The 26447-nt window shown below is 55.4% G+C and carries 25 protein-coding genes; 16 read left to right on the forward strand and 9 right to left on the reverse strand.

From position 1 onward, the window contains the following. Positions 1–3: 3 nt before the first annotated feature. The 7 genes from fliL to C0560_RS01885 are packed head-to-tail and all read left to right on the forward strand — an operon-like array spanning position 4 to position 5366. On the forward strand, positions 4–471 hold the full coding sequence (gene fliL, locus C0560_RS01855; protein WP_248859502.1) for a flagellar basal body-associated protein FliL: 468 nt from the start codon (positions 4–6) through the stop codon (positions 469–471). 22 nt (positions 472–493) lie between these two features. Beyond that, positions 494–1186 carry a FliA/WhiG family RNA polymerase sigma factor gene (locus tag C0560_RS01860; protein WP_164971819.1) on the forward strand — a complete coding sequence of 231 codons (693 nt, stop codon included), beginning with the start codon at positions 494–496 and terminating at the stop codon, positions 1184–1186. Between the two features lie 7 nt (positions 1187–1193). Next, complete coding sequence (motA, locus tag C0560_RS01865) at positions 1194–2057, forward strand: flagellar motor stator protein MotA (protein ID WP_100777999.1); 864 nt, start codon at positions 1194–1196, stop codon at positions 2055–2057. Beyond that, entirely contained in the window at positions 2057–2977 is a 921-nt protein-coding gene (gene lafU, locus C0560_RS01870; protein ID WP_102105717.1) for a putative lateral flagellar export/assembly protein LafU, read from the forward strand. The genes motA and lafU overlap by 1 nt, the downstream gene beginning before the upstream one ends. Positions 2978–2988: 11 nt before the next feature. Then, on the forward strand, positions 2989–3747 hold the full coding sequence (locus tag C0560_RS01875; protein ID WP_248859503.1) for a C40 family peptidase: 759 nt from the start codon (positions 2989–2991) through the stop codon (positions 3745–3747). A gap of 37 nt (positions 3748–3784) precedes the next feature. Then, a complete protein-coding gene (gene parM / locus C0560_RS01880; RefSeq protein ID WP_248859504.1) occupies positions 3785–4834 on the forward strand; it encodes a plasmid segregation protein ParM domain-containing protein in 1050 nt (349 codons plus the stop codon). Beyond that, positions 4827–5366: a hypothetical protein gene (locus C0560_RS01885; RefSeq protein WP_248859505.1), complete on the forward strand. Its 540-nt coding sequence runs from the start codon at positions 4827–4829 to the stop codon at positions 5364–5366. The genes parM and C0560_RS01885 overlap by 8 nt, the downstream gene beginning before the upstream one ends. Positions 5367–5438: 72 nt before the next feature. On the opposite strand, the gene C0560_RS01890 is transcribed toward C0560_RS01885, so the two are convergent. Then, positions 5439–5720 carry a YjcB family protein gene (locus C0560_RS01890; RefSeq protein WP_100777994.1) on the reverse strand — a complete coding sequence of 94 codons (282 nt, stop codon included), beginning with the start codon at positions 5718–5720 and terminating at the stop codon, positions 5439–5441. Positions 5721–6216: 496 nt separating this feature from the next. Here C0560_RS01890 and C0560_RS01895 point away from each other — a divergent pair, with 496 nt between their 5' ends. Both C0560_RS01895 and C0560_RS01900 read left to right on the forward strand, forming a co-directional pair. Further along, positions 6217–7614, forward strand: coding sequence for a sensor domain-containing diguanylate cyclase (locus C0560_RS01895; protein WP_123429896.1), 1398 nt, complete (start codon positions 6217–6219; stop codon positions 7612–7614). 338 nt (positions 7615–7952) lie between these two features. Further along, positions 7953–9539, forward strand: coding sequence for an EAL domain-containing protein (locus C0560_RS01900; RefSeq protein ID WP_100777993.1), 1587 nt, complete (start codon positions 7953–7955; stop codon positions 9537–9539). Here C0560_RS01900 and soxS read toward each other — a convergent pair. Then, positions 9536–9862 (reverse strand): superoxide response transcriptional regulator SoxS, encoded by a 327-nt coding sequence (gene soxS, locus C0560_RS01905; protein WP_100777992.1) that lies wholly within the window; start codon positions 9860–9862, stop codon positions 9536–9538. The two genes, C0560_RS01900 and soxS, sit on opposite strands and share 4 nt — an antisense overlap. Before the next feature lie 98 nt (positions 9863–9960). Here soxS and soxR point away from each other — a divergent pair, with 98 nt between their 5' ends. The 4 genes from soxR to C0560_RS01925 all read left to right on the forward strand — a co-directional run bounded on the left by soxR (position 9961) and on the right by C0560_RS01925 (position 15025). Continuing rightward, positions 9961–10419, forward strand: a complete 459-nt coding sequence (soxR, locus tag C0560_RS01910; RefSeq protein ID WP_100777991.1) for a redox-sensitive transcriptional activator SoxR — start codon at positions 9961–9963, stop codon at positions 10417–10419. A gap of 366 nt (positions 10420–10785) precedes the next feature. Then, on the forward strand, positions 10786–11454 hold the full coding sequence (locus C0560_RS01915) for a glutathione S-transferase family protein (protein WP_248859506.1): 669 nt from the start codon (positions 10786–10788) through the stop codon (positions 11452–11454). A 304-nt stretch (positions 11455–11758) separates the two neighbouring features. Further along, positions 11759–13108: a guanine/hypoxanthine transporter GhxP gene (gene ghxP, locus C0560_RS01920; protein ID WP_123429898.1), complete on the forward strand. Its 1350-nt coding sequence runs from the start codon at positions 11759–11761 to the stop codon at positions 13106–13108. 273 nt (positions 13109–13381) lie between these two features. Then, complete coding sequence (locus C0560_RS01925; protein WP_231276214.1) at positions 13382–15025, forward strand: Na+/H+ antiporter; 1644 nt, start codon at positions 13382–13384, stop codon at positions 15023–15025. A 69-nt stretch (positions 15026–15094) separates the two neighbouring features. Here the strand turns inward: C0560_RS01925 and C0560_RS01930 are convergent, their stop codons facing one another. Continuing rightward, on the reverse strand, positions 15095–15982 hold the full coding sequence (locus C0560_RS01930; protein WP_100777987.1) for a LysR family transcriptional regulator: 888 nt from the start codon (positions 15980–15982) through the stop codon (positions 15095–15097). Between the two features lie 102 nt (positions 15983–16084). Between C0560_RS01930 and C0560_RS01935 the strand changes: the two genes are divergently transcribed. After that, a complete protein-coding gene (locus C0560_RS01935) occupies positions 16085–16495 on the forward strand; it encodes a CidA/LrgA family protein (protein WP_100777986.1) in 411 nt (136 codons plus the stop codon). Further along, complete coding sequence (locus C0560_RS01940) at positions 16488–17177, forward strand: LrgB family protein (protein WP_100777985.1); 690 nt, start codon at positions 16488–16490, stop codon at positions 17175–17177. Before C0560_RS01935 ends, C0560_RS01940 begins: the two co-directional genes overlap by 8 nt. Before the next feature lie 37 nt (positions 17178–17214). Here the strand turns inward: C0560_RS01940 and actP are convergent, their stop codons facing one another. The 3 genes from actP to acs all read right to left on the reverse strand — a co-directional run bounded on the left by actP (position 17215) and on the right by acs (position 21226). Then, entirely contained in the window at positions 17215–18864 is a 1650-nt protein-coding gene (actP, locus tag C0560_RS01945) for a cation/acetate symporter ActP (protein ID WP_100777984.1), read from the reverse strand. After that, complete coding sequence (locus C0560_RS01950; protein ID WP_100777983.1) at positions 18861–19175, reverse strand: DUF485 domain-containing protein; 315 nt, start codon at positions 19173–19175, stop codon at positions 18861–18863. Before C0560_RS01950 ends, actP begins: the two co-directional genes overlap by 4 nt. Positions 19176–19267: 92 nt before the next feature. Then, positions 19268–21226 (reverse strand): acetate--CoA ligase, encoded by a 1959-nt coding sequence (gene acs / locus C0560_RS01955; protein WP_100777982.1) that lies wholly within the window; start codon positions 21224–21226, stop codon positions 19268–19270. A gap of 421 nt (positions 21227–21647) precedes the next feature. Here acs and gltP point away from each other — a divergent pair, with 421 nt between their 5' ends. Continuing rightward, on the forward strand, positions 21648–22961 hold the full coding sequence (gltP, locus tag C0560_RS01960) for a glutamate/aspartate:proton symporter GltP (RefSeq protein WP_100777981.1): 1314 nt from the start codon (positions 21648–21650) through the stop codon (positions 22959–22961). Between the two features lie 57 nt (positions 22962–23018). Here gltP and C0560_RS01965 read toward each other — a convergent pair whose 3' ends face one another. The 3 genes from C0560_RS01965 to fdhF all read right to left on the reverse strand — a co-directional run bounded on the left by C0560_RS01965 (position 23019) and on the right by fdhF (position 26435). After that, entirely contained in the window at positions 23019–23693 is a 675-nt protein-coding gene (locus C0560_RS01965) for a tetratricopeptide repeat protein (RefSeq protein WP_102105727.1), read from the reverse strand. Between the two features lie 117 nt (positions 23694–23810). Continuing rightward, complete coding sequence (locus C0560_RS01970; protein ID WP_102105728.1) at positions 23811–23963, reverse strand: Hok/Gef family protein; 153 nt, start codon at positions 23961–23963, stop codon at positions 23811–23813. A 324-nt stretch (positions 23964–24287) separates the two neighbouring features. Beyond that, on the reverse strand, positions 24288–26435 hold the full coding sequence (fdhF, locus tag C0560_RS01975; RefSeq protein WP_248859508.1) for a formate dehydrogenase subunit alpha: 2148 nt from the start codon (positions 26433–26435) through the stop codon (positions 24288–24290). Positions 26436–26447 lie beyond the last annotated feature (12 nt).

A 26447-nucleotide genomic window follows, 5' to 3' on the forward strand; every position in this document is an offset into this window, starting at 1 on the left:
CTTATGACTTTGAAGACTTTTTCTTTAGGGCTGGTGATTGCCCTGATAGCAGCCACTTTTGCCGCCGTACTGACCGTCATGGGCACGCATTTGCTCAGCCAGGACGAGCATAAACGCTCCATCATTTCTGATTTCTTCAGCTCGTCGAAAGAGAGCGTGGTGGAGTTTGTCGAAATCAAAAACGTGGTCGTGACCTTAAAAAGCCCCGGCGATTCCGAGCGCTATCTGCTGCTGGAGCTGGCCCTGACCATTGATTCCGCCGCCGACACCAGCCGCGCGGAGGAGATGTCCCCGGCCATTCGCGGCGCGACGGTCAATGCCCTCTCTGCGATGGACTACGACGCGGTGCGTGAAATGAGCGTGGAAGCCCTGCGCGATAAGCTGATGAATGCCTACACGGCCCGCTTTGAGAGCCTCAATACGCGTATGCCGTTTAAAGACGTCATCATCAGCAAAATGGTTTTCCAGTAAGAAACGGTAGTCGACTGACATGATGGATTTTATTGCGGATGACGCGCTGACCCCGGCTGATGAAGCGAAGTACATCAATGCGTACTTACCGCTTGTGCACCGGGTGGTGAAGCAGCTCTCCTGGCAAACCAGTAGCGTAATGGACAAAGAGGACATGGAGCAGATCGCTCTGATGGGTCTGCTGACCTCCCTGCGCCGCTACGGCCACCCCGATGAGCAGTTTGGCGCTTACGCGGCTGCGCGCGTGCGTGGCGCGGTGCTGGATGAGCTGCGCGAGCTGGACTGGCGTCCGCGTCGGCTTCGACAGAAGAGCCACAAGATCAACGATGCGATCCGCGACATCACGCGCAAGCTGGGGCGCACGCCGACGTTTGAGGATCTCAGCGAGCATCTCTCCATCACCGCTGACGAATACCACGAGTATTTACTGCTGGATTGCGCCAGGACGCTGGAAAGTCTCGATGAATTATTAGGTGAGGATGCGCTGCACGGCACCCTCAACACCCGCTCGCTGGAGGACGAAATGGTCACCAGCGGCACGTTAAAGGCTGCGCTGGCGAGCCTTGATGAGCGTGAACAACTGATTCTGACGCTCTATTACCAGCAGGAAATGAGTCTGAAAGAAATCGCGCTGGTTCTCGATCTGACCGAGGCGCGCGTCTGCCAGCTTAATAAAAAGATCGCTCAAAAGATCCAGTGTTTTTTCCAGAAGTGAAAGGTATATGCAAAAGTTTCTCGGTATTTTCATTATTTTTGCCTGCGTTGTCGGCGGGTTTCTGATGTCCGGCGGCCGTCTCGCCTCGTTCTGGCAGCCCGGTGAAATCATCATCATTTTAGGGGCCGGTCTTGGGGCGATGGTGCTCGCGAATCCGCGTCCGGTTCTGGCAGAGATGTATCGTCAGTTTCGCGGCATTATGCGCAAAAACGAGTACACGGATGAGTATCAACGCCAGCTGCTGATGCTGCTGTTTGAACTGCTGGAGCTGGTGCAGGACGGTGGTCTGAAGGTACTGGATGCACACATCGAAGTGCCGGAAAGCAGCCCGCTGTTCCAGAAATATCCGCTGATCCTGCAGAACAAAGCGCTGATCACCTTTATCTCTGACAACTTCCGCCTGATGGCGATGGGCAAGATCAACGAGCACGAGCTGGAAGGGATTCTGGAGCAGGAGCTGGTGGCGATGGAAGAGAACCTGCTGCAACCGTCCCGCTCGCTGCAACGTACCGCAGAAGCGATGCCGGGCTTCGGTATCTGTGCGGCGGTACTGGGGATCATCATCACCATGCAATCCATCGACGGCTCCATTGCGGTGATCGGCGTGAAAGTGGCGGCGGCGCTGGTCGGGACCTTCCTCGGCGTCTTCTTCTGCTACTGCCTGATGGACCCGGTGGCGAACGCCATGGAGCAGAACACCAAAAAACAGCTCGCGGTGATCGAGTGCGTGCGTACCGTGCTGGTGAATCACGTGGCGGGCAAGCCCACGCTGCTGGCGGTGGATGCCGGACGTAAAATGCTGCCGCTCGATTCGAAACCGACCTTCGCCACGCTCGACGGCTGGGTGAACCAGATGACGGGTGAATCCTGATGCGCGGCACACGCGGAAAAGAACATACCACTATCATCAAACGCTCCTCGCGCAAAAGCCACGACACCTTTCATGGCGGGGCGTGGAAGGTGGCCTTCGCTGACTTTACCCTCGCGATGATGGCGCTGTTTATGGTGCTGTGGATCATGGGCTCGGTGACGGAAGAGGAGCGCAAAGAGATCGTCTCTCAGCTCAACGGCGAGTCGATTTTTGAGGGCAACTCCCTGACGCCAATCACCCAGCCGCACGGCAGCGGCGGTAAAATTGCGGTCACGGAAAAACGCGATCGCGAAGCGAAAAAATCATCCGCAGAAAAACCGATGACTATTCAGGCGGGGCTGAAAGGCGAAAGCCTGGAGGACGTAAATAAGCGTTCCCAAAGGGAGATCGAAGATCTGGCGCGGATCATCATGAAGATCACCTCGGCCTACGATGCCCAGTCGAACCTGAAAATGGAGATCGTCCCGCAGGGGCTGCGGATCCTGATCACCGACGATCAGAAGCGCGAGATGTTCCAGCGCAGCAGCGCGATCCTGACGCCGTTCTTCACCCGTCTGCTGACGGAGTTCTCCCCGGCGCTCAACAAGATCGACAACAAAATCATTATCACCGGCCACACGGACGCTACCCGTTTCCGCGATCAGGATCTCTACAACAACTGGAACCTGTCCGGTGAGCGAGCCATGCAGGCGCGTAAAGTCCTGACCAGAGCCGGGTTAGCGCCAGGGAAAATTTTGCAGGTGAGTGGAATGGCCGATCAGATGCTGCTCGACCCGGAAAATCCGCTCAGCTCCTCGAACCGCCGCATTGAAATTATGGTGCTGACCCACTCGGCGAGCGAGTCGCTATACCAGTTCTTTGGTCAGCACGGCGAGAAAGTGATCAAGCCGATCATTGATAAACTCTCGCAGAAACAATAGACGATTGAGTGATGTTGACCTTTATCCCTTTCCCGATCCTGCGCTGTATGGCGCTGGCTGCCGCGCTGATGGTGGCCGGGACTGTTCATGCCGACGCCGCGCCGCGTCGTGAGACGGTCTCCGAAGAAGAGGCCGCCGCCAACGCGCGGATGCGCAATCGCGCGGCGCTGCTGAAAAAAGCCCGCACCCGCATCGCCGTGGTGCCGGTGACGCCGGAGCAAAAGCGCAAGCTGAGCGAAGCAAAACGCCTTGAGCGGGTACAAAACCGCGAACAGCTGGCGATGCATAAACGCTGGCAGCCCGGAAAACTCTCTACGGACATGATCTGGGAGCCGCTCCCCGGCGAGAAGATGAGCCCGCGCCTGCAGGCGTCGCTGAAAAAAGTGATTCATTTGCTGCAAGAGCAGATTGGCAAACCCTACGTCTGGGGCGGCCAGACGCCGGAGCAGGGCTTTGATTGCAGCGGCCTGGTGTTCTACGCGTTCACGCCGGTGCTGAGCCGCAATCTGCCGCGCACCGCCAACGGTATGTATCAGGACCGCACGCTGCGCCAGATAAAACAGGACAAATTGCGACGCGGCGATCTGGTGTTCTTCAACATCAACCAGCGCCCCGGCGCGGATCACGTCGGCGTCTATCTTGGGGACGGCAAATTTATCGAAGCCCCGCGCACCGGCCTGAATATTCGCATCAGCCAGCTTTCCGATAACTTCTGGCAGGACCACTATCTCGGTGCCCGCCGCATTTTAACTGACGAGGCTGTGCTCTGACGCGGCCCCCTTTTTCAGAACGATTGAGACATTTTCCATGACCCAGACTTGCAAAAAATTCGCCATCGACGACGGTTCCACTAACGTCAAAATCAGCTGGATTGAAAACGGCACCCTGAAGACCGTGGTCTCGCCGAACTCCTTCCGCAAAGACTGGAAGAGCGCGGCGCTGCTGCGCGGCCAGGCGGTGCACAACTACACCATCGGCACCACCAAATACACCTACGATGCCACGTCCGATAAGGCGCTCTCTACTACCCATATCGACTATCAGTACGACGATTTAAATCTGCTGGCGGTGCATCACGCCCTGCTTCAGACCGGGGTAACGCCGTGCGACGTAGAGGCGATTGTGACCTTACCGATCACCCAGTTCTACAAGCCGGACGACTGTCAGCGTAACGAAGAGCGCATCGAAGCGAAGCGCCAGAATCTGATGCGCGATATCACCCTGAACAAAGGCGAGCTGTTCCGCATCGTGGATGTGCAGGTGATGCCGGAGAGCCTGCCTGCGGCGCTGTCTCACCTGCTCAACTCGAACGTTAATGAATTTACCAAATCGCTGGTGATCGACTGCGGCGGCACCACCCTGGATATGGGCGTGGTGATTGGCGAATTTGACGATGTCTCGGCCATCTACGGCAACAACGAAATCGGCGTGGCGATGGTGACGGACGCGACGCGCAAACTGCTGGCCGCTGCCGACAGCGACTCCAGCTATCTGGTGGCGAATGAGCTGATCAAGCGCCGCCACGATCTTAACTTTGTAAAAAGCGTGATTAACGACGAATCGCGCATCGACGATATCCTCGAAAAGATTGAGATTAAAATTCAGGAGCTGGGCGATCAGGTCGCTTACGAAGCGAAAAAATTCGCCAAAAACCCGAACCGCGTTTACCTGGTCGGCGGCGGTGCGCACCTGATCGAAGGGGCGATTCGCGACGTCTACGCGACCCTCGGCGATCGCGTGGTGAGCATTGAAAATCCGCAGAGCGCGCTGTCGCGCGAAATCTGCCTGTACCACTCTGACGCCGGTGCGCAGACGGTCGAGGAGCCGTTAATGGCCGAGGTGGGTGACGATGCGTAAGGGACAGATTCGGCGCGTCAATCTGTCCCTGCACCTGACGCCAGACCAGTCGCGCGCGGATCTGCGCGCGATGCAGCAGCTGCAAAAGTGGCATCAGTCCATGGACAAGTCTGCCAGTATTGACGACACGAATATGGAGATCCGCGCGTTCCACCGTGACGTCTACCTGGCGGGCCTGCAGCTGCACCTGATGGACCCGTCCCTGTGCCACCATGTGGCGGAATCGCTGGGGCGCGAAACGCTAACGCTCGCGCAGCTGCTGGGGGAATTGACGCCGCAGGAGTCTGTGCCGGAAAAAGCGGTGGATAGTTCCGCAGAGCAGCTGGCGCAGTTACAGATGATTCGTGACGACGTTGCAGCCCTGAAGCCGCTGCTGGAGCAGCAGAAGCTGGCGTTACAGCAGTTAAGAATGGCCGGGAAAACGGCGGCGGAACCTGAGCGTGCGGCGAGTGGCAAAGAAGAGCTGGATTTGAGTCAGGTGGATGCGCCTACGGAGAAGATGAAGAAGGTACGGCAGAAGGGCATTTTCTAGCGGCTGGTGCCAGCTATCCTGACCCTCTCTCTGTGTGAGAGGGCCGGGATGAGAGGACTAAACACGCAGCGATCAGGTAATGACCATCGGCCAGTCAGGCGGGGTATGGCTCATCGCTTCGATCATCACCTCTTTCATGTTGCCCCAGATCGTCGCCACGTCCACCATGGTGATACCCAGTAATCCCGTCGCGAACCAGCATGCAGCGCCCACGCCCAGTAAGGTGCTAATCACCGCCAGCCCCGCAAGGTCAGATTTACGAAATTGAATGTTCAGCGTGCTGGCTAAAAACATCAAAACCGCACTCAACAACGGCCAGCGCAGTAAAACCATGCTGGTGGTAATGGTCGCCATAAAACCAAATCCTCGGAAAGCGTGTGAACAACAATGAAACAGTGTTTCGCGTTACAGAATATGTGTGAACTATATCACATTTGTTCTTTTATTCGCCAGTCTCGTTGCGGCAAAAATGTGCGCTTTTTAACCCTTCTCAGTAAAAGAAGGGGTAAGCAAAATATATCTTTGCAGACTAATCGTGATTTCATGTACGTCTTTATAACGAATTCATTGAGATACAAAAGTCTCTACAGCCAGGAGGGGTCTGTACAATATTTACAGTATTAGACCTATGGCTTATGCTTGAACGGACAATAAAATATACACAATTAATAATTCAGGTTACTGAATTCATTGCTTTTTATTCTCTGGTGTCACTTATTATTCACACACACATGCAATTTTTCACATATTTATGCGTTGCCTGGAATAAAAGCTCTCAATGAGATTATTCGAATCCTGAGTTATTCGTTGCGCCTGTTTTCTAAGTTTCAACGACCTGCGAATAAACATGATGAAAGAGACATGCCGCGAAATTGTTAACGACAGCATGCAGGCTTTGCATGCTTTAGCAAAATTGATGCCGCTGTTAACGTCCCAGTGTTCGCTGACTGAGATGCTGGAAACGATCAACCGCTCGCTGGGTTCGGCGCTGGCGTGGGTGAGTGTGGATGATGATAGCGGCTTGCCGCGCGTGGTTTGCGCGGGTGATGTCACCTGCCACTCTTTTGAAGTGACCGATTTTCTTGCCAGCACGCTGATGAAGCGTCATCACCGCTCGTGGCGCGCCATTTACTGGAAAGAAAATATTGGTCGCTCGCTTTTTAACGCCCAGCATCCGGGTTATGTGCAATTACAAAGCGGCGTGTTATGCAAACTCTCTTCCCGGGATGGCAGCTGCAACGGCTATTTCTTCCTGGGTTTTTCGCAACGATTGTGTGCATTACCGACGCTGAAAAATGTGGTGGTCGTGCTGGTCGAGAAATTAAAAGATTATTTTGCCGATATGATTTCTCGCGAGCGAACGGCAAAAGAGATGCAGCAGGTGGTGACGCAATATAAAACGTTATTTGAACGCGCGCCGGTATTAATGAACTCTTTTGATCGGCGTAATCGCTGCGTACTGTGGAATATGGAGTGTGAAAAGATATTTGGCTGGACGATGGCGGAGATCAATATGTATCCCGATCCGCTGGCGCTCTTTTATCCCGATCCGGAAGTGCGGCAGCGGGTCCGCGAATCGGTCCATGTGTCGCCTCTGAAAGATATGTACGAGTGGCATCCGATCCGTAAAGACGGGGAGGAACTCACCATTCTGTGGTCGAACATTCTGCTGCCGGACGGCTCTATTCTGAATATTGGTCTGGATATCACCGAGCGTAAAAAAGCCGAGCAGCAGTTGGCGCTGAAAGCCACCACCGACGACCTGACCGGCTGCTTGAATCGTTCGGCGATTTTACAGGCGCTGCAGAGCGCTCTTGAGCGCAATCAATCGCACGATAGCCCTTTCTGCGTGCTGATGTTTGACCTGGATTATTTCAAGCAGATCAACGACGAGTGGGGCCATCAGGTGGGTGATGCCGCACTGATCCACTTCTGCGATCGCCTGCGCGAGTTAAGCCCTGAACATTCCGCGCTGGGGCGGGTTGGCGGAGAAGAGTTTTTACTTCTACTCTCAGAGGCGGATTGTGAAGTGGCTATAGCCCTCTCGACAAAGATGCGTGCAGCGCTGCTGGAGCGGCCGATGTGGGTGGGCGATAAATCACTGCTGCTCACCTTCAGCGCCGGAGTGGTGGAGGTCGGACGTGGACAGCGCGATACCTCGTCGCTGCTTACCCGCGCCGACAAAGCTTTATATGATGCAAAACGAAGCGGCAGAGGAAAAACGGTGATTGCCATTGATTATTTATAAATCAATATCGGGGTAAGCCGTATCCAATAAGTCTGAAAATTCATGATCACGCTGAGCTTTTTTCATGCTGTCGTGAGTTTGGCTTAATCAATGATCCTCTGTTGTGTTATCTTAAAACTCACCGTTAAGTCTTGATATTTATTTTCCTTAATAAAAACGGCACGCATTCTTTAAGTTTGGCTTACGGACAAATAATATCGTCATAACCAAATATTGGGTTTCTGATGATAAAAGTCAGTTGCTAACTTCGCATGATTCATGCAACGTAATCACCTGTTTATCAAAGCATCCGGCCTTCATTACTACAGGCACACATATTGCAGGGATATAGGGCGGAAATGAATCGTAGCGCACGGCGCAAGGTGCTGAGGGTAGTCGGGATCATCATGGTAGTTTTGCTACCGGTGATGCTGGCGCTATGGTTTGCCCAGCTAAGAGCCGTCACCGAAACAAGCAGTCAGCTACGCTCCTTTGCGCAACTCGCTTTAGATAAAACTGAACTGGTAATTGAACAGGTTGATTTAGCCCGCGACGCCGCCGAAAAATATCAGGGCGAGATTTGTTCCCCCACCCATCGGCAATATATGTTGAACGTTGTGCGTGGCCGTCTGTATGTGTCCGATTTAATTTATGCCGAAGGCCAGCAGTTTCTCTGCTCCACGGTAATGACTCCCGATAAGCCGTATCTGATACCTGACGCCAATTACAAACGAAAACCTGACGTCTCTATCTATTATTTCCGCGATACGCCCTTTTTTGCTGGTTATAAAATGACGTATATGCAGCGCGGGAATTATGTCGTCGTGGTCAATCCGCTCTCATACAGTGAAGTGATGTCGACAGATCACTCTCTGGCGTGGGGCGTATTTGATACGGTGACCAATGCCTTCTTTTCCGTTAGCCCACGGGCCAATATTTCTTTATTACACACGCTCGTCGGAAATGTGAGCGCGCCATTTCAAAAAGACGATCGTTTTTACACCATCGTCAGCTCAGCGAAGCGGCCTATTGCCGCGATCGTCTCAACATCCAATACCCGTTTTTATGAAATTCTTTATCACCAGGCCACATTGACCCTGCCGCTGGGGATGATTTGCAGCATTATTATTTTGCTGGTCTGGTCGCGCACGCACCGTGAATTTAATTCGCCAGGTCGGTTATTGCACCGCGCGCTCAATAAGCGCCAGCTGTGCGTTCATTATCAGCCGATCATTGATATTAAAAATAACCGCTGCGTCGGCGCCGAAGCGCTGCTGCGCTGGCCGGGGTTTAATGGCCCGGTGATGAGCCCGGCAGAGTTTATTCCGCTGGCGGAAAAAGAGGGGATGATTGAGCGCATTACCGATTATGTCGTCGAAGAGGTGTTTAACGATCTCGGTGATTTCCTCGGCAACAATCCGCACCTCTATATTTCGATTAACCTGTCGGCGTCGGATTTCCACTCGTCGCGCCTGATTGCCCTGATCTCGGATAAAGCACGTCATTACTCGGTACGGGCGCAGCAGATTAAAATTGAGGTAACGGAGCGCGGGTTTATTGATGTGCCGAAAACCACGCCGGTGATTCAGGCGTTTCGGCAGGCGGGTTATGAGGTGGCGATCGATGATTTTGGCACCGGGTATTCGAACCTGCATAACCTCTATTCGCTCAACGTCGATATCCTGAAAATCGATAAGTCGTTTATCGATACCCTGACCACCAATAGCACCAGCCACCTGATTGCGGAGCACATCATTGAGATGGCCCAGAGTCTGCGGCTGAAAACCATTGCGGAAGGGGTGGAAACGGCGGAGCAGGTGACCTGGCTGCTCAAGCGCGGCGTGCAATATTGTCAGGGCTGGCACTTTGCGAAGGCGATGCCGCCGCAGGAATTTATGACCTGGCAGCAACAGCCTGTCGGCGTGCTGATCCCGCGCACGAGTTAATTCAGCTGGTGGCGGTAGTCGCTCGGTGTGCGGTCGAATTCGCGACGAAACACCCTGGAGAATGTCTGCTGCGACACATATCCCAAATCCATCGCAATATCAAAAATCGGACGCTTGGTCGTGCGCAGAGCCTGTGCCGCCAGCAGTAACCGACGCTGACGGATGTAATCCCCCAGAGTCTGATGCATAACGGTGCGGAACATCCGCTGCAGATACCACTTCGAATAGCCCGACTTTTTAGCGACAGCGTCAATATTTAACGGTTGGTCGATATGTTCATCAATCCATTCAATCAATGTCTGAATAATTTGCTGATGCGACATAAGGTTGCCCCTCTTTAGATACAACTTTCTCTGTTGATTCGTCGTTTTCTCTGCGGGGGAGTATAATTCCTCAAGTTAACTTTAGGTAAAGAGGTTTTATGGAAAAGAGATTACCCAGAATTAAGGCGCTGCTGACGCCGGGGGAAGTCGCAAAGCGTAGCGGGGTGGCGGTCTCAGCGCTGCATTTCTATGAAAGCAAAGGCTTAATTAAAAGTATCCGCAACGGGGGCAATCAGCGCCGCTACACCCGCGATGTGTTGCGCTACGTGGCGATTATCAAAATTGCGCAACGGATCGGCATTCCGCTGGCGACCATTGGCGATGCGTTTGGCGTGCTGCCGGAGGGGCACTCCCTGAGTACGAAAGAGTGGAAGCAACTATCCTCCCAGTGGCGTGAGGAGCTGGATCGGCGCATTCATACGCTGGTGGCGTTGCGCGATGAACTGGACGGGTGTATCGGCTGCGGGTGCCTGTCGCGCAGCGATTGCCCGCTGCGAAATCCGGGGGATACGCTGGGGGCGCAGGGGACCGGCGCGCGGCTGCTGGAAGAAGATTGAATTCGCAGGGTTTGAGTGCCGGATGGCGCAGTGCGTATCCGGCCAACAAATAACGCATAATCCTGTGGACGGACTAAAATGTAGTAGCCACCCAACGCAGAAAAAACTAAAGCGCCAGACTAAGGCGCTTTAGTTTATTCCCGGTCTTTGTCTTTCTCTCTATCCCGTTGGTACACGGGAGGGTTTCCCCCGACATCAACACCCCTCATGTCGAGCACGTTGGGGAGGTTCCGGTTTGTGTTGACACTTTAATTGTATGCAAAACCCGGTTGTTCGCCAGTGGCTTTGGTCAGAATCTCGCCAAAACTTTTTCGCCATGTTGTGCAATTTTCTATAGTTAGTTTGTATGAATCACAGGAGAAAACCATGCTCACGCTCCACCACCTGAACCAGTCCCGCTCCCAGCGCGTCATCTGGGCGCTTGAAGAGCTATCTGTGCCGTATCAGATTGTCCGCTACCAGCGTGAAAAGACGATGATGGCGCCCCCGTCGCTCAAAAAAGTGCATCCCCTGGGGAAATCGCCGGTGATCGAGGATAACGGCCTGATCCTCGCAGAGTCCGGCGCCATTCTGGAATATCTGCAGGAGACCTATGACACCCAGTCGCAGCTCAAGCCTGAGGGCGCGGTGGACAAAAATCAGTACCGCTTCTGGCTGCACTATGCGGAAGGTTCCCTGATGCCGCTCCTGCTGATGAAGCTGGTGTTTGCCAGCCTCGATAAGCCGCCGATTCCGTTTGGTATGCGCTCGCTTGGCAAAGTGCTGGGTGGGGGCGTGCAAAAAGCCTGGCTCAATCCGCAGCTCGAAACCCACGCGCGCTACATCGAATCCCATCTCAGCGAAAACCCCTGGTTTGCCGGTGAGCAGCTGAGCATGGCCGATATCCAGATGACCTATCCGATCTTCGCACTGCTGGCACGCGGTGGGATCGACAATCTTCCGCACACCCAGGCGTGGAAAAAAAGAGTGGAAATGCGTCCTGCCTGGCAACGCGCCATTCAGCAGGGTGGGCCTTTTGAGATCCCTGGCGGGTGACAGATTGTTATCAAATTGCGCATTCACGATAACGTTTGCGCATCCTCTGGTTATTTCTTCAGCGTCATAAGGGAATTTTAGCGAAAAACGATAAAGTTCAGTTGAAAAGGGCGTGGATTACGCTAGATAATCGTTTGCCTTCAATTCACCACCCGTTTTGTCAGCGCGGAGCTAAACGTTTGCTTTTTTTGTGACGGCCCCTTTTCGTCGCAAACGCAGCACAAGGATTTGACGTTTCGCTGGCAGTGGAGTTGTCCACCACGCTGACAGGCGAATGATAAAAATTTCTCAGGGGATGTTTTCTATGTCTACGCCATCAGCGCGTACCGGCGGTTCACTCGACGCCTTGTTTAAAATTTCTGCTCGCGGCAGCACCGTGCGTCAGGAAGTTGTTGCAGGTCTGACGACGTTTCTGGCGATGGTTTACTCCGTCATCGTGGTGCCTGGCATGCTGGGTAAAGCCGGCTTCCCGCCGGCGGCCGTTTTCGTTGCCACCTGTCTGGTTGCGGGCGTCGGCTCCATCGTCATGGGCCTGTGGGCAAACCTGCCGCTGGCGATTGGCTGTGCGATCTCGCTGACCGCCTTTACCGCGTTTAGCCTGGTGCTGGGTCAGCACATCAGCGTGCCGGTCGCGCTGGGTGCGGTATTCCTGATGGGTGTGTTGTTCACCCTCATCTCCGCCACCGGGATTCGTAGCTGGATCTTGCGCAACCTGCCGCAGGGCGTGGCGCACGGCACCGGTATCGGTATCGGCCTGTTCCTGCTGCTGATTGCAGCGAACGGCGTTGGTCTGGTAATCAAAAACCCACTGGACGGCCTGCCAGTGACCATGGGCCATTTCGCCAGCTTCCCGGTGATTATGTCTCTGATTGGTCTGGCGGTGATTATCGGCCTGGAAAAACTGAAGGTGCCGGGCGGTATTCTGCTGACCATCATCGGTGTTTCGATTGTCGGTTTGATTTTCGATCCGACCGTTCACTTCTCCGGCGTTTTCGCCATGCCGTCTCTGAGCGACGACCAGGGTAACTCCCTGATTGGTAGCCTGGATATCGTCGGCGCCCTGAACCCGATTGTTCTGCCAAGCGTGCTGGCGCTGGTGATGACCGCGGTGTTTGATGCCACCGGCACCATCCGCGCTGTCGCGGGCCAAGCGAACCTGCTGGATAAAGACGGGCAGATTATTGATGGCGGCAAAGCGCTGACCACCGACTCCCTGAGCAGTGTCTTCTCCGGCCTGGTCGGTGCGGCACCGGCGGCGGTGTACATCGAGTCCGCAGCGGGCACGGCGGCAGGTGGTAAAACCGGTCTGACGGCGATCACCGTGGGCGTGCTGTTCCTGCTGATCCTGTTCCTCTCTCCGCTCTCTTATCTGGTTCCGGCCTACGCGACCGCACCTGCGCTGATGTACGTGGGTCTGCTGATGCTGAGCAACGTGGCGAAAATTGATTTCGCGGATTTCGTCGACGCGATGTCCGGCCTGATTACCGCCGTGTTTATCGTGCTGACCTGTAACATCGTGACCGGCATCATGATCGGTTTCGCCTCGCTGGTGATTGGTCGTCTGGTCTCCGGTGAGTGGCGCAAGCTGAACATCGGCACCGTGGTGATTGCCATTGCGCTGGTGGCATTCTATGCGGGCGGCTGGGCGATTTAAGCCTGTCCGACGCCTTAAAACGGGTGGCTTAGGCCGCCCGTTTTCATTTTCAGACCCATTTCGTTGTCTTTTGCGTTACTCTGGAAGCGGTAGAATAGAAGCACGACGCTTCATGCTTATGCCTGTCATACGTCAAGTTGCACGTGCGTTGGTTGCGGTCATTCTCCCTCATCACTTACTTGAGTAAGCTCATGGAGATGCACTTACTGCCACCTTCTTTCAACTCGACTTATTTAGGGCATACACAATAAGAAACACGCAAACAGGGAACGCATGGAAATCTTCTTCACAATACTCATCATGACCCTTGTGGTCTCACTTTCCGGGGTAGTTACCCGCGTACTACCCTTCCAGTTACCCCTCCCGCTGATGCAAATCGCCATTGGTGCGCTGCTGGCGTGGCCGACGTTTGGCCTGCACGTTGAGTTCGACCCCGAGCTGTTCCTCGTGCTGTTCATTCCGCCGCTGCTGTTTGCCGACGGCTGGAAAACGCCGACGCGTGAATTTCTTGAACACGGGAGAGAGATATTTGGTCTGGCGCTGGCGCTGGTCGTCGTCACGGTTGTCGGGATAGGGTTCCTGATTTACTGGATCGTTCCGGGCATTCCGCTGATACCGGCCTTTGCACTCGCCGCCGTCCTGTCGCCAACGGATGCCGTGGCCCTTTCCGGTATCGTCGGCGAAGGCCGGATACCGAAGAAAATCATGGGCATCCTGCAGGGCGAAGCGCTGATGAACGACGCCTCCGGTCTGGTAGCACTGAAATTTGCCGTCGCAGTGGCGATGGGAACCATGATTTTTACCATCGGTGGCGCGACCGTTGAATTCTTCAAGGTGGCGATTGGCGGCATCCTGGCCGGGTTTGTGGTGAGCTGGCTGTACGGTCGCTCGCTCGGGTTCCTCAGCCGCTGGGGCGGTGACGAACCCGCCACGCAGATCGTCCTGCTGTTCCTGCTGCCGTTTGCCTCTTACCTGATTGCCGAACATATCGGCGTATCGGGCATCCTGGCAGCCGTCGCGGCGGGGATGACCATCACCCGTGCGGGCGTGATGCGCCGCGCACCGCTGGCGATGCGTCTGCGCGCCAACAGCACCTGGGCGATGCTGGAGTTTGTCTTTAACGGCATGGTGTTCCTCCTGTTGGGCCTGCAGCTGCCGGGCATTCTGGAGTCCTCGCTGGTGGCGGCAGAAGCCGATCCGAACGTGGAAACCTGGATGTTGTTTACCGATATCGTGCTGATTTACCTGGCGCTGATGCTGGTGCGTTTCGGCTGGCTGTGGACGATGAAAAAATTCAGCCTGCGTTTTCTGCACAAGAAGCCGATGGAGTTTGGCTCCTGGACCACGCGCGAGCTGCTGATTGCCTCGTTTGCGGGCGTTCGCGGGGCGATTACCCTCGCCGGTGTGCTCTCGATTCCCCTGCTGCTGCCGGATGGCAACGTCTTCCCGGCGCGCTACGAACTGGTGTTCCTGGCGGCTGGCGTGATCCTGTTCTCGCTGTTTATCGGCGTGGTGATGCTGCCGATTCTGCTGCAACACCTGGAGGTGGCCGACCACTCCCAGCAGCATAAAGAGGAGCGTATCGCGCGCGCGGCGACCGCCGAAGTGGCGATTGTGGCGATTGAGAAGATGGAAGAGCGTCTGGCGTCCGATGCGGAAGAGAACATTGATAATCAACTGCTGAAAGAGGTGAGTTCGCGGGTGATTGGTAACCTGCGCCGCCGCGCCGATGGGCGTAACGACGTAGAAAGTTCGATGCAGGAAGAGAATCTGGAGCGCCGCTTCCGTCTGGCCGCGCTGCGTTCAGAGCGAGCCGAACTTTACCACCTGCGTGCTACGCGCCAGATCAGCAATGAGACGCTGCAAAAACTGCTGCACGATCTGGATTTGCTGGAAGCCTTGTTGATAGAACAGTAGGGCGCGCGGCCTGATGGCGGCATCCATTCCCTCTCCCCTTCGGGGGAGGGGGAACACCCGCCGCAGGACTTACTCCGCTGCGACCCAAAAACCTTCGCAGCACGTCAGCCACGCCTGGGCGCTGTGCGACAAATACACCCCTTCGCGCCAAATCATCCCCAGCTGCCAGTGCAGATCGCTCTCAAGCGGTATCCAGCGCAGCGTGTTCTTATCCAGGCGCTCGCAAATCGGCTGCGGCAAAATCGCAATCCCGACGCCCGCCTGCACCATGGCGGCAAGAAAATCCCACTGACCGCTGCGCACGGCGATACGCGGTTTGACGTCATGCTGATGGAAAAGCTGCATCAGCTGGCGGCTCAGGGCGAAATCCTCGTTGTAAATCAGCAGAGGATGCTCTGCCAGCAGCTCGGGTTTTACCGTATCGATCTGCAGCCAGTCGCCGGAGCGCGGGACCAGCACGCACAGGGGATGACTGAACAGCGGCAGCGTCGCCAGGCCGCTGTCCTCTTCGACGGGCAGGGCCGTCATCGCCAGATCCAGTTCGCCGTTCATTACCGCCTGCTGGACGGTCAGCCCGCCGAACTCGGAAATCTTCAGCTCGACGCCGGGATAGCGCTGGCGATAGAGGCTGATCGGTCCGGCCATCATCATGCCAACCATCGGCGGAATGCCTAAGCGCAGCAGGCCCTTGTTCAGGTGGTTAATATCGCCAAGCTCGGCTTCCAGCTGGCGGAACTCGGCCAGAATCGCCAGACCGCGCTCAAACACGACGCGCCCGGTGTCTGTCAGCAACAGCTTACGGCCATCGCGAATCAGCAGGGTACAGTTCAGTTCATCTTCGAGATTTTTCAGCATTTTGCTGATGGTGGGCTGGGTGACAAATAACTTCTCCGCTGCGCGGGTAAAACTCTGCTGGCGAACCACTTCGACAAAATAGCGCAGCGTTCTTATGTCCATGATTATTCCTCGAAACTATACCTTTGATGATTTTAATTCATTTCTGTCCACTCCGTGTGGTCACTATACTGGCGCCTCGTCTCATTTCTGAGGAATTCCCCCATGGCCGTGGCGTTAGGTCGTGTTACGCCTGCTGTTGTGCAACGGCTCCAGGTACCGGTTCAGGTACTGCTTTATGCCGCGCTGTTTGTTTTCGCTGAATATCTCGTTACCTGGCTGCACCTGCCGCTGCCCGCCAATCTGGTGGGAATGGTACTGATGCTGACGCTCATTCTGTGCCGCATCATCCCCCTGAACTGGATTCGCGCGGGTTCTCGCTGGCTGCTGGCGGAAATGCTGCTGTTCTTTGTTCCGGCGGTGGTGGCGGTGGTGAACTATGCGCAACTGCTGATGGTCGACGGCTGGCGGATTTTCGCCGTCATCGCCCTGAGCACGCTGATGGTGCTCGGCGCAACGGGATGGGTGGTGGATAAAGTCTATCGCTATGAGATCAGCAGGCAGAAGCATGACTAACTTTCACATCAGCGTGCTGTGCCTGGTGGTCACGCTGGTGATCTATTTTGCCAACAAACGCCTCTATCGCCGCTTTCACGCCCTGCCGCTGATGCCGCTGGTCTTTACCCCGTTGTTACTGGTGCTGATGCTGATCTTCGGCCACATCTCCTGGCAAAACTACATCGGTGAATCCCACTGGCTACTGTGGCTGCTCGGCCCGGCGACTATCGCCTTTGCCGTGCCGGTTTATGACAATCTGGCGGTGATCCGACGCCACTGGATGTCCCTGACGGCAGGTGTTGTGACGGCAACGGTCGTCGCAGTAACCAGCTCTGTGTGGCTGGCACGCTTGTTCACGCTGTCGGATGAGATCCAGCGCAGTCTGGCGGTGCGTTCCGTCACCACGCCCTTTGCGCTTGCGGCGGCGAAACCTCTCGGCGGCCAGCCGGATCTGGTGGCGCTGTTTGTGGTCGTAACCGGCGTGTTTGGGATGGCGGTGGGCGATATGCTGTTTTTACGTCTGTCGATCCGCGAAGGGATGGCTAAAGGTGCCGGGTTTGGCGCGGCGTCGCACGGTGCGGGGACGGCGCGTTCTTATGAGATGGGTCAGCAGGAGGGCGTGGTCGCCAGCCTGGTGATGATGCTGTCCGGTGTGGTGATGGTGCTGGTTGCCCCGCTGGTGGCGTGGGTGATGTTCTGAAGACTCCCCGGCCAGCGTGACCGGGGAGAGTTAGCACTTAATGCGCGCGGCCCTGATCGATCCCAAGACCCGTTTGTGAACGAATAAACTGGGCGCGGAATTTGTCGCGTTCCAGATTTCCTTCCGGTGAATTATCGGTGGCCGAGAAGAACCAAATTCCGATAAACGCCACGGCAATGGAGAACAGCGCCGGGTATTCGTACGGGAAGATGGCTTTTTCGTGACCGAGGATCTGCACCCAAATAGTTGGGCCGAGGATCATCAGAATCACCGCCGTCAGCAGGCCCAGCCAGCCGCCAATCATCGCGCCACGGGTGGTCAGTTTTGACCAGTACATGGAGAGCAGAATGATCGGGAAGTTGCAGCTTGCGGCAATCGAGAACGCCAGGCCGACCATGAAGGCGATGTTCTGTTTCTCGAACAGAATGCCCAGCAGAATCGCCACCACGCCCAGGATCAGCACGGTGATTTTAGAGACTTTCAGCTCCTGACGCTCCGTTGCCCCTTTACGCCACACGTTCGCATAGAGATCATGAGAGACCGCCGATGCGCCTGCCAGTGTCAGGCCAGCAACCACCGCCAGAATCGTGGCGAACGCCACGGCGGAGATAAAGCCGAGGAACAGGTTGCCGCCCACGGCATCGGCCAGATGTACCGCCGCCATGTTATTGCCGCCAATCAGCTGCCCCGCCGCATCTTTAAACGCCGGATTCGCCCCAACCAGCATGATCGCACCAAAGCCGATGATAAAGGTCAGGATGTAGAAATAGCCCATAAAACCGGTGGCATAGAAGACGCTTTTACGCGCTTCTCGTGCGTCGCTGACGGTAAAGAAGCGCATCAGGATGTGCGGCAGACCGGCCGTACCAAACATCAGACCGAGACCGAGGGACAGCGCGGATATCGGGTCTTTCACCAGCCCCCCTGGGCTCATGATCGCTTCCCCTTTCGGGTGAACCGCCATTGCTTCGGTGAACAGGTTGTTGAAGCTAAAGCCGACGTGTTTCATCACCATAAAGGCCATGAAACTTGCGCCGAACAGCAGCAGCACGGCTTTGATGATCTGCACCCAGGTGGTGGCGAGCATCCCGCCGAACAGAACGTACATCACCATCAGCACGCCGACCAGCACCACGGCGACGTGGTAGTTCAGGCCAAACAGCAGTTCGATCAATTTACCCGCGCCCACCATCTGGGCAATCAGGTACAGCGCCACCACCACCAGCGAACCGCAGGCGGAGAGGGTGCGGATCGGGCCTTGCTTCAGGCGATACGAGGCCACGTCAGCAAAGGTATAACGCCCGAGGTTACGCAGACGTTCAGCGATCAGGAACAGAATAATCGGCCAGCCGACGAGGAAGCCGAGAGAGTAAATCAGACCGTCGTAGCCGGAGGTGTAAACCAGCGCGGAGATCCCGAGGAACGATGCGGCTGACATAAAATCGCCCGCAATCGCCAGCCCGTTCTGGAAGCCGGTAATGTTGCCACCCGCCGTGTAGTAGTCATTACGCGAGCGCACGCGTTTCGACGCCCAGTAGGTGATGTACAGGGTCAGCAGCACGAAAATCAGGAACATGATAATCGCCTGCCAGTTGGTCGGCTGGCGTTGGACGTCGCCGGTCAGGGCATCGGCCGCATGCGCCGCAAAAGGCAGTGTGGCGGCTAGCGCCGTCAGAACTCGCTTCATGATGCTTTTACCTCACGCAGTACTGCTTTATTGAGACGATCAAATTCACCGTTCGCGCGCCAGACGTAGACGCCGGTCAGCACGAAGGAGATGACAATCACACCGATGCCGATGGGGATCCCGCGCGTGACGCTGGTTCCGGCGTGCAGCGGCGTGCCCAGCCAGTGCGGGGCAAAGGCGATCAGCAGAATAAAGCCGACGTAGATAATCAGCATGATGATGGAAAGGATGAAGGCAAACCGTTGCCGTTTTTCGACGAGCTCCCTGAAATGCGCACTATTTTCTATCTGCTGATAAATATCAGTATTCATCACAGAACTCTCCAGAGTATTGGTGTAGGGAAGGGCGTTTTTATTATTCCCTCTCCCTGCCAGGGAGAGGGTTAGGTTGAGGGGAAACTCAGTTACGAAGGCATTGCGATGGCTTGCTTCTCTTCGAGCAGTTTGTCCACCACGCCAGGATCGGCGAGCGTTGAGGTATCACCGAGGTTACTGGTGTCGCCCGCAGCGATTTTGCGCAGAATGCGGCGCATGATCTTGCCGGAGCGGGTTTTCGGCAACGAGTCGGTCCAGTGCAGCACATCCGGTGTGGCGAGTGGGCCGATCTCTTTGCGCACCCAGTTACGCACTTCGGTGTACAGCTCAGGCGTCGGCTCTTCGCCATGGTTCAAGGTGACGTAGGCGTAAATCGCCTGGCCTTTGATGTTGTGTGGGATCCCAACCACCGCCGCTTCGGCGATTTTCGGATGGGAAACCAGCGCCGACTCAATCTCAGCGGTGCCCAGACGGTGGCCGGAGACGTTCAGGACATCGTCCACGCGCCCGGTGATCCAGTAGTAGCCGTCTTCGTCACGGCGCGCGCCGTCGCCGCTGAAATACATGTTTTTAAAGGTCGAGAAGTAGGTCTGCTCGAAGCGATCGTGATCGCCAAACAGGGTACGCGCCTGGCCCGGCCAGGAGTCGGTGATCACCAGGTTGCCTTCGGTTGCGCCGTCGAGCGGGTTACCTTCGTTATCCACCAGCGCAGGCTGAACGCCGAAGAACGGACGAGTCGCGGAACCGGCTTTCAGCGGGATTGCGCCCGGCAGCGGAGTGATCATGAAGCCGCCGGTTTCGGTCTGCCACCAGGTATCCATCACCGGGCATTTTTCGTTACCGATTTTCTTCCAGTACCACTCCCAGGCTTCCGGGTTAATCGGCTCGCCGACGGAGCCAAGAATGCGCAGGGAGGAGCGGTCGGTGCCTTCGATGGCTTTGTCGCCTTCGGCCATCAGCGCGCGGATCGCGGTCGGCGCGGTGTAGAGAATGTTGACCTTATGCTTATCAACCACCTGACACATACGGGCAGGTGTCGGCCAGTTAGGAACGCCTTCGAACATCAGCGTAGTCGCACCGCAGGCCAGCGGGCCGTACAACAGATAGCTATGGCCGGTGACCCAGCCCACGTCGGCGGTACACCAGTAAACATCGCCCTGGTGATAGTCGAAGACATATTTAAAGGTCGTGGCCGCGTAAACCAGATAACCGCCGGTGGTGTGGAGCACACCTTTCGGCTTGCCGGTCGAGCCGGAGGTATAGAGGATAAACAGCGGATCTTCCGCGTTCATCGCTTCGGGCTGATGCTGGTCGCTGGCTTTTTCAATCAGGTCGCTCCACCACAGGTCACGCCCCTCTTTCCACTCGACGTTGCCGCCGGTGCGCTTAAGGACGATGACGTTGCTGATGGTTTTGACGTTCGGGTTTTTCAGCGCTTCGTCGACGTTTTTCTTCAATGGAATGCCGCGACCGGCGCGCACGCCTTCGTCGGCGGTGATCACCAGTTTTGAACTGGAATCAATGATGCGCCCGGCGACGGCTTCCGGCGAGAAACCGCCGAAAATCACCGAATGCACGGCACCGATGCGCGCACAGGCGAGCATCGCCACGGCCGCTTCCGGCACCATGGGCATATAGATGGCAACCACATCGCCTTTTTTGATGCCCTGCGCTAACAGCACGTTGGCAAAGCGGCAGACGTCGCGGTGAAGTTCTTTATAGGTGATGTGTTTGCTCTGCGAGGCGTCGTCGCCTTCCCAGATAATGGCGGTCTGATCGCCGCGCTCGGCCAGATGGCGGTCCAGGCAGTTCGCGGCCAGGTTCAGGGTGCCGTCTTCGTACCATTTAATCGAGATATTGCCTGGCGCGAAGGAGGTGTTCTTCACCTTCTGGTAGGGGGTGATCCAGTCAAGGATTTTGCCCTGCTCGCCCCAGAAGGCATCAGGGTCGGTGAGAGATTGTTGATACTTTTGCTGGTACTGCTCCGGATTTATCAGGCAACGGTCCGCAATATTTGCGGGAATGTCATGTTTGTGAATTTCGCTCATGGCTTTTGTTCTCCTTTTAGGATGTTAATAATATGTCGCAAAAACGTTAATTGTAGGGGCTTTGGTAGCTTTGTTTGTTATTTGGGCGACAGATCACGCAATAAATGAACAGGTGAAAAAAGCAGCAAATGAAACTTTGAAGGAAAATAATTTACACTGTCGATTATTCACAATTAGTTGAAAAAAACCGTTTTTATAACAAAAGGTTATTTATAAGAATTATTACAAATTAGCGTCCTATGACCTTTTTGCAGTGGAAAGCCTTGTTCTTTAAGGCTTGCGCAGCAGGCCATGCAAATGATACTGATACGGCGCGTTAAAAAACCCCATAAACCAACGCAACACAATTCATACCCTTTCAGTATGTGTCATTCCTGCCAGTGATGGGGGGAAGGGCGCTTCATTGAGGAAGTCTGTTTTTATGAAAAACTTGAAAATCAGCCTCGCCTGGCAAATTTTGCTGGCCATGGTGCTGGGCATCTTGCTGGGCAGTTATCTGCATTATCACAGTGACGACCGCGAGTGGCTGGTGGCGAATATGCTGTCACCGGCGGGCGATATCTTTATTCACCTGATCAAAATGATTGTCGTCCCGATTGTGATCTCAACGCTTATCGTCGGTATTGCCGGTGTCGGTGATGCGAAGCAGCTCGGGCGTATCGGTGCGAAAACCATCATCTATTTCGAAGTGATCACTACGGTTGCTATCATTCTGGGTATTACGCTGGCGAATGTGTTCCAGCCGGGTGCCGGGATTGATATGTCGCAGCTGGCAACGGTGGATATTTCGAAATACCAAAGCACAACCGCAGACGTGCAAAGCCATGCGCATGGCCTGATGGGAACCATCCTGTCGCTGGTGCCGACCAATATCGTGGCGTCGATGGCGAAGGGCGAAATGCTGCCGATTATCTTCTTCTCGGTGCTGTTTGGTCTGGGCCTCTCTTCCCTGCCTGCCACGCACCGCGAACCGCTGGTGACCGTGTTCCGTTCTATCTCCGAAACCATGTTTAAAGTGACACACATGGTGATGCGCTACGCCCCTGTGGGTGTGTTCGCGCTGATTGCCGTGACCGTTGCCAACTTCGGCTTTGCCTCTCTGTGGCCGCTGGCGAAGCTGGTGATTCTGGTTCACTTCGCGATTCTGTTCTTTGCGCTGGTCGTGCTGGGGCTGGTTGCGCGTCTGTGCGGCTTGAGCATCTGGATCCTGATTCGCATCCTGAAAGACGAGCTGATTCTGGCGTACTCTACCGCCAGCTCCGAAAGCGTGCTGCCGCGTATTATTGAGAAGATGGAAGCCTACGGCGCGCCGGCGTCGATCACCAGTTTCGTGGTGCCGACGGGCTACTCCTTTAACCTCGATGGCTCAACCCTGTATCAAAGTATCGCGGCAATTTTCATCGCACAGCTGTACGGTATCGATCTCTCCCTGTGGCAGGAGATCGTCCTGGTGCTGACCCTGATGGTGACCTCGAAAGGGATCGCAGGCGTACCGGGTGTCTCCTTCGTGGTGCTGCTGGCAACGCTTGGTAGCGTCGGTATTCCGCTGGAAGGCCTGGCGTTTATCGCCGGTGTTGACCGTATCCTCGATATGGCGCGTACCGCGCTGAATGTGGTGGGGAATGCGCTGGCGGTGCTGGTGATCGCCAAGTGGGAACATCAGTTCGACCGCAAAAAGGCGCTGGCGTACGAACGCGACGTGCTGGGTCGTTTTGATAAGACTGCCGATCAGTAATATAAAAAGCCGGGGGGCGGTTTTGCCTGACCCGGCTGACTTTTTAAGCGTGGAGAGTTACTCCCCGCTCAAGGCATCAAACTCTTCGCATCCGGTATCAAACCCTTCGCTACAGCTCAGATTGAACCAGTACAGCGCCTTCTGTTTGTTCGGGGTAATAAACCCTTTTTCGCCCTGCTGAAAAACCATTCCTGCCCAATATTCCGCGTAACCGGTACGCGAAAGCGCTGAGCTGCGTTTGAACCACATTTGCGCCTGAGCATCGTCCTGAGCCATTGATACGCCGTTGGCGTAGATCAGCCCCAACAGCATCTGGGCATCGACTGCAGAGTCGTTGTCGATATCATCCGTGGCGGTTTGCAGCAGTTTGATTGCCTGCGGATAGTCCGTTTTACCGGCCTGAGTATTTACCAGCAGGCGCGCCAGCATGATCGCCCCGCGTTTGCTGCCAGCAATGGTCGCCTGTTGCGCCAGGGTTTTGGACTGGGCGTAATCGGCATGCTTAAAGTGGATTTGCGACAGCAGCGCCACGGCATCGACATCGCCGCCTTTTGCCGCTTTCTCCGCCCACAGCGCAGCCTGCTTATCGTCACCTGCGCTGAAGTAGGTATCGGCCAGATAGTACTGAGCGCGCGCGTCGCCCGCTTCGGCCTGTTCTTTATATTGGCTACCGGGTTCGTCAGCGTGAGCAAACGCGGTAAAAAGGAAGAGCAACATCAAAAGGGTTTTCATGAGTTCTTATCATCCGGGTACATAGCGCGCAGTATAAGCGCGGTCAATGAAGAATAAAAAGGGTGCGTTAAGACCTCAACGTCCAGACAAGCCGGGCGGGTTTCCCCGCCCACAAAATCATCCTGATATACAGGCTAATTTTGCCGCCACTTCCTGATGTTCACTCTTTATTGTCAGCTCACAAAGTTTGCCGCGATTAATAAAGGTAAAAATCACGATGGTCAGGCAAATAATAAAAACAATGCCTAACACAGTTTTTAATGGCGTCATGCCTTTTACTCCTTGCATTTATAAGAATAAGAGGCTAACTTCAACTTGTGGGAGTTGATGTTGTTTTGTAGCCTCGGGTGAGTTTAACTTTCCCGGGGCTTTCAACTTTCTGCTCCTCACACATGCTCAAAACAGAAAGTCTTAAGCACCCGCCGCCATCTTATCCTTCTGAATTAAAATGCAAAGATGTAATTCCCGCATTTAAAAGTTGCATTGATTTCTGCGAGCTACATTCCAGAATAATATTGATAAAATTAATGCTAAATATACAAATAAAAATGGGGTGAATATCTCACCCCATTTATTCATTGAACATCTACTTATTTAACCCATTGCGCTTTCGCGTAGGCGGGCTTTCAATTTCGTGTATTCATCAATCACATATTGCTCGGCGCTTTGCTGATCGGCAATCGGCTCCACGCGCACGGCGCAATACTTATACTCAGGCGTTTTGGTTATTGGGCTGAGGTTTTCCGTCACCAGCTCGTTACAGGCACCAATCCACCACTGGTAGGTCATATAAACCGCCCCTTTGTTCGGGCGATCGCTGACCTGTGCGCGGGTGATGATGCGGCCTTTGCGCGAATTCACCCACACCAGCGCTTCATCCTCAATGCCCAGACGGGCGGCATCGGCGGTGTTGAGCTGCGCGTAGCCCGGCTCGTCTGCCAGTGCAGCCAGCGCGGCACAGTTCCCGGTCATCGAGCGACAGGAGTAGTGGCCCACTTCACGCACCGTCGAGAGCACCATGGGGTACTCGTCGGTGAGTTTGTCGATAGGCGCCACCCAGTCGCAGGTGAAGAACTGCGCCAGCCCGTTCGGGGTATCGAACTTCTCGGCGAAGAGGTATGACGTCCCCTGATCCGCCTCGGACTCGTCCCGGCAGGGCCACTGGATATACCCCAGCTCGCCCATCTTCTCGTAGGTCGCCCCGGTGAAATCCGGACACAGATTGCGCAACTCATCCCAGATCTCCTGGGTATTGTTGTAGTGCATCGGGTAGCCCATGCGGGTGGCGATTTCGCTGATAATCTGCCAGTCCGTTTTCAGATCCCACTTCGGCTCGACCGCTTTAAAGAAGCGCTGGAAACCGCGATCCGCTGCCGTATAAACGCCTTCGTGCTCACCCCACGACGTTGACGGTAAAATCACATCCGCCGCCGCCGCGGTTTTGGTCATGAAGATGTCCTGCACAATCACCAGTTCGAGATCCTCAAAACCTTTGCGCACCGCCGACAGTTCAGCGTCGGTTTGCAGCGGATCTTCGCCCATGATGTAAGCGGCACGCACTTCACCGTGTGCTGCGCGGTGCGGCAGCTCGCTGATGCGATAGCCCGTGTGCTCCGGCAGGCTTTCAACGCCCCAGGCCTTGGCGAATTTCGCCCGGTTTTCCGGGTACTTGACGTACTGATAGCCCGGATAGGTATCCGGCAGTGCGCCCATGTCGCAGGCACCCTGAACGTTGTTCTGCCCGCGCACCGGGTTTACGCCCACATGCGGTTTGCCGAGGTTGCCCGTCAGCATTGCGAGGCTGGTCAGTGACCGCACGGTTTCCACGCCCTGATAGAACTGGGTTACACCCATGCCCCACAGAATCGACGCGGTTTTCGCGGCGGCGTACATGCGCGCAGCCTGGCGAATCTCTTGTGCGCTGACGCCTGTAATCTCTTCGACCGATTCCGGCGTATAGCCTTCGACAATCTTGCGATACTCCTCGAAACCTTCCGTACGTGTAGCCACAAACGCCTGGTCATAGAGATTTTCTTCAATAATCACGTGCCCGATGGCGTTAAGCAGCGCGATATTCGAGCCGTTGCGTAAGGCGATATGCATATCCGCAATGCGCGCGGTTTCGATTTTACGCGGATCGCAGACGATGATTTTCGCCCCGTTGCGTTTCGCATTAATGACGTGATTTGCCACGATAGGGTGGGAATCCGCCGGGTTATAGCCGAAAACAAACACCAGATCGGTGTTATCGATTTCGTTGATAGCGTTACTCATTGCGCCGTTACCGACCGACTGGTGCAGACCTGCAACCGATGGGCCGTGTCAGACGCGAGCGCAGCAGTCGACGTTATTGGTACCAATAACGGCGCGCGCGAATTTTTGCATTACATAGTTGGTTTCATTCCCCGTCCCGCGTGAAGAGCCGGTGGTCTGGATCGCGTCCGGGCCGTATTTGGCTTTGATCTCGCTCAGGCGGCGGGCGACATAGTCCAGCGCTTCCGTCCAGGAGACGGACTCCAGCTTGCCGCCGCGCTCACGGCGAATCATAGGGGTTTTCAGACGGGGGGTGAGGATCTGGGTATCGTTAATAAAATCCCAGCCATAGTAGCCTTTCAGGCACAGCGTACCCTGATTGGTCTTACCCTGTGCAGCCTCCGCCCGGACGATTTTGCCGTTATCGACCACCAGGTTTATCTTGCAACCTGAGGCACAATAGGGGCAAACCGTGACGACTTTTTTCATCGGTCTCGCTCC

Origin of the sequence: Lelliottia sp. AC1 (assembly GCF_023278595.1) — a bacterium.
GTDB classification, from domain to species: Bacteria; Pseudomonadota; Gammaproteobacteria; order Enterobacterales; family Enterobacteriaceae; genus Enterobacter; species Enterobacter nimipressuralis.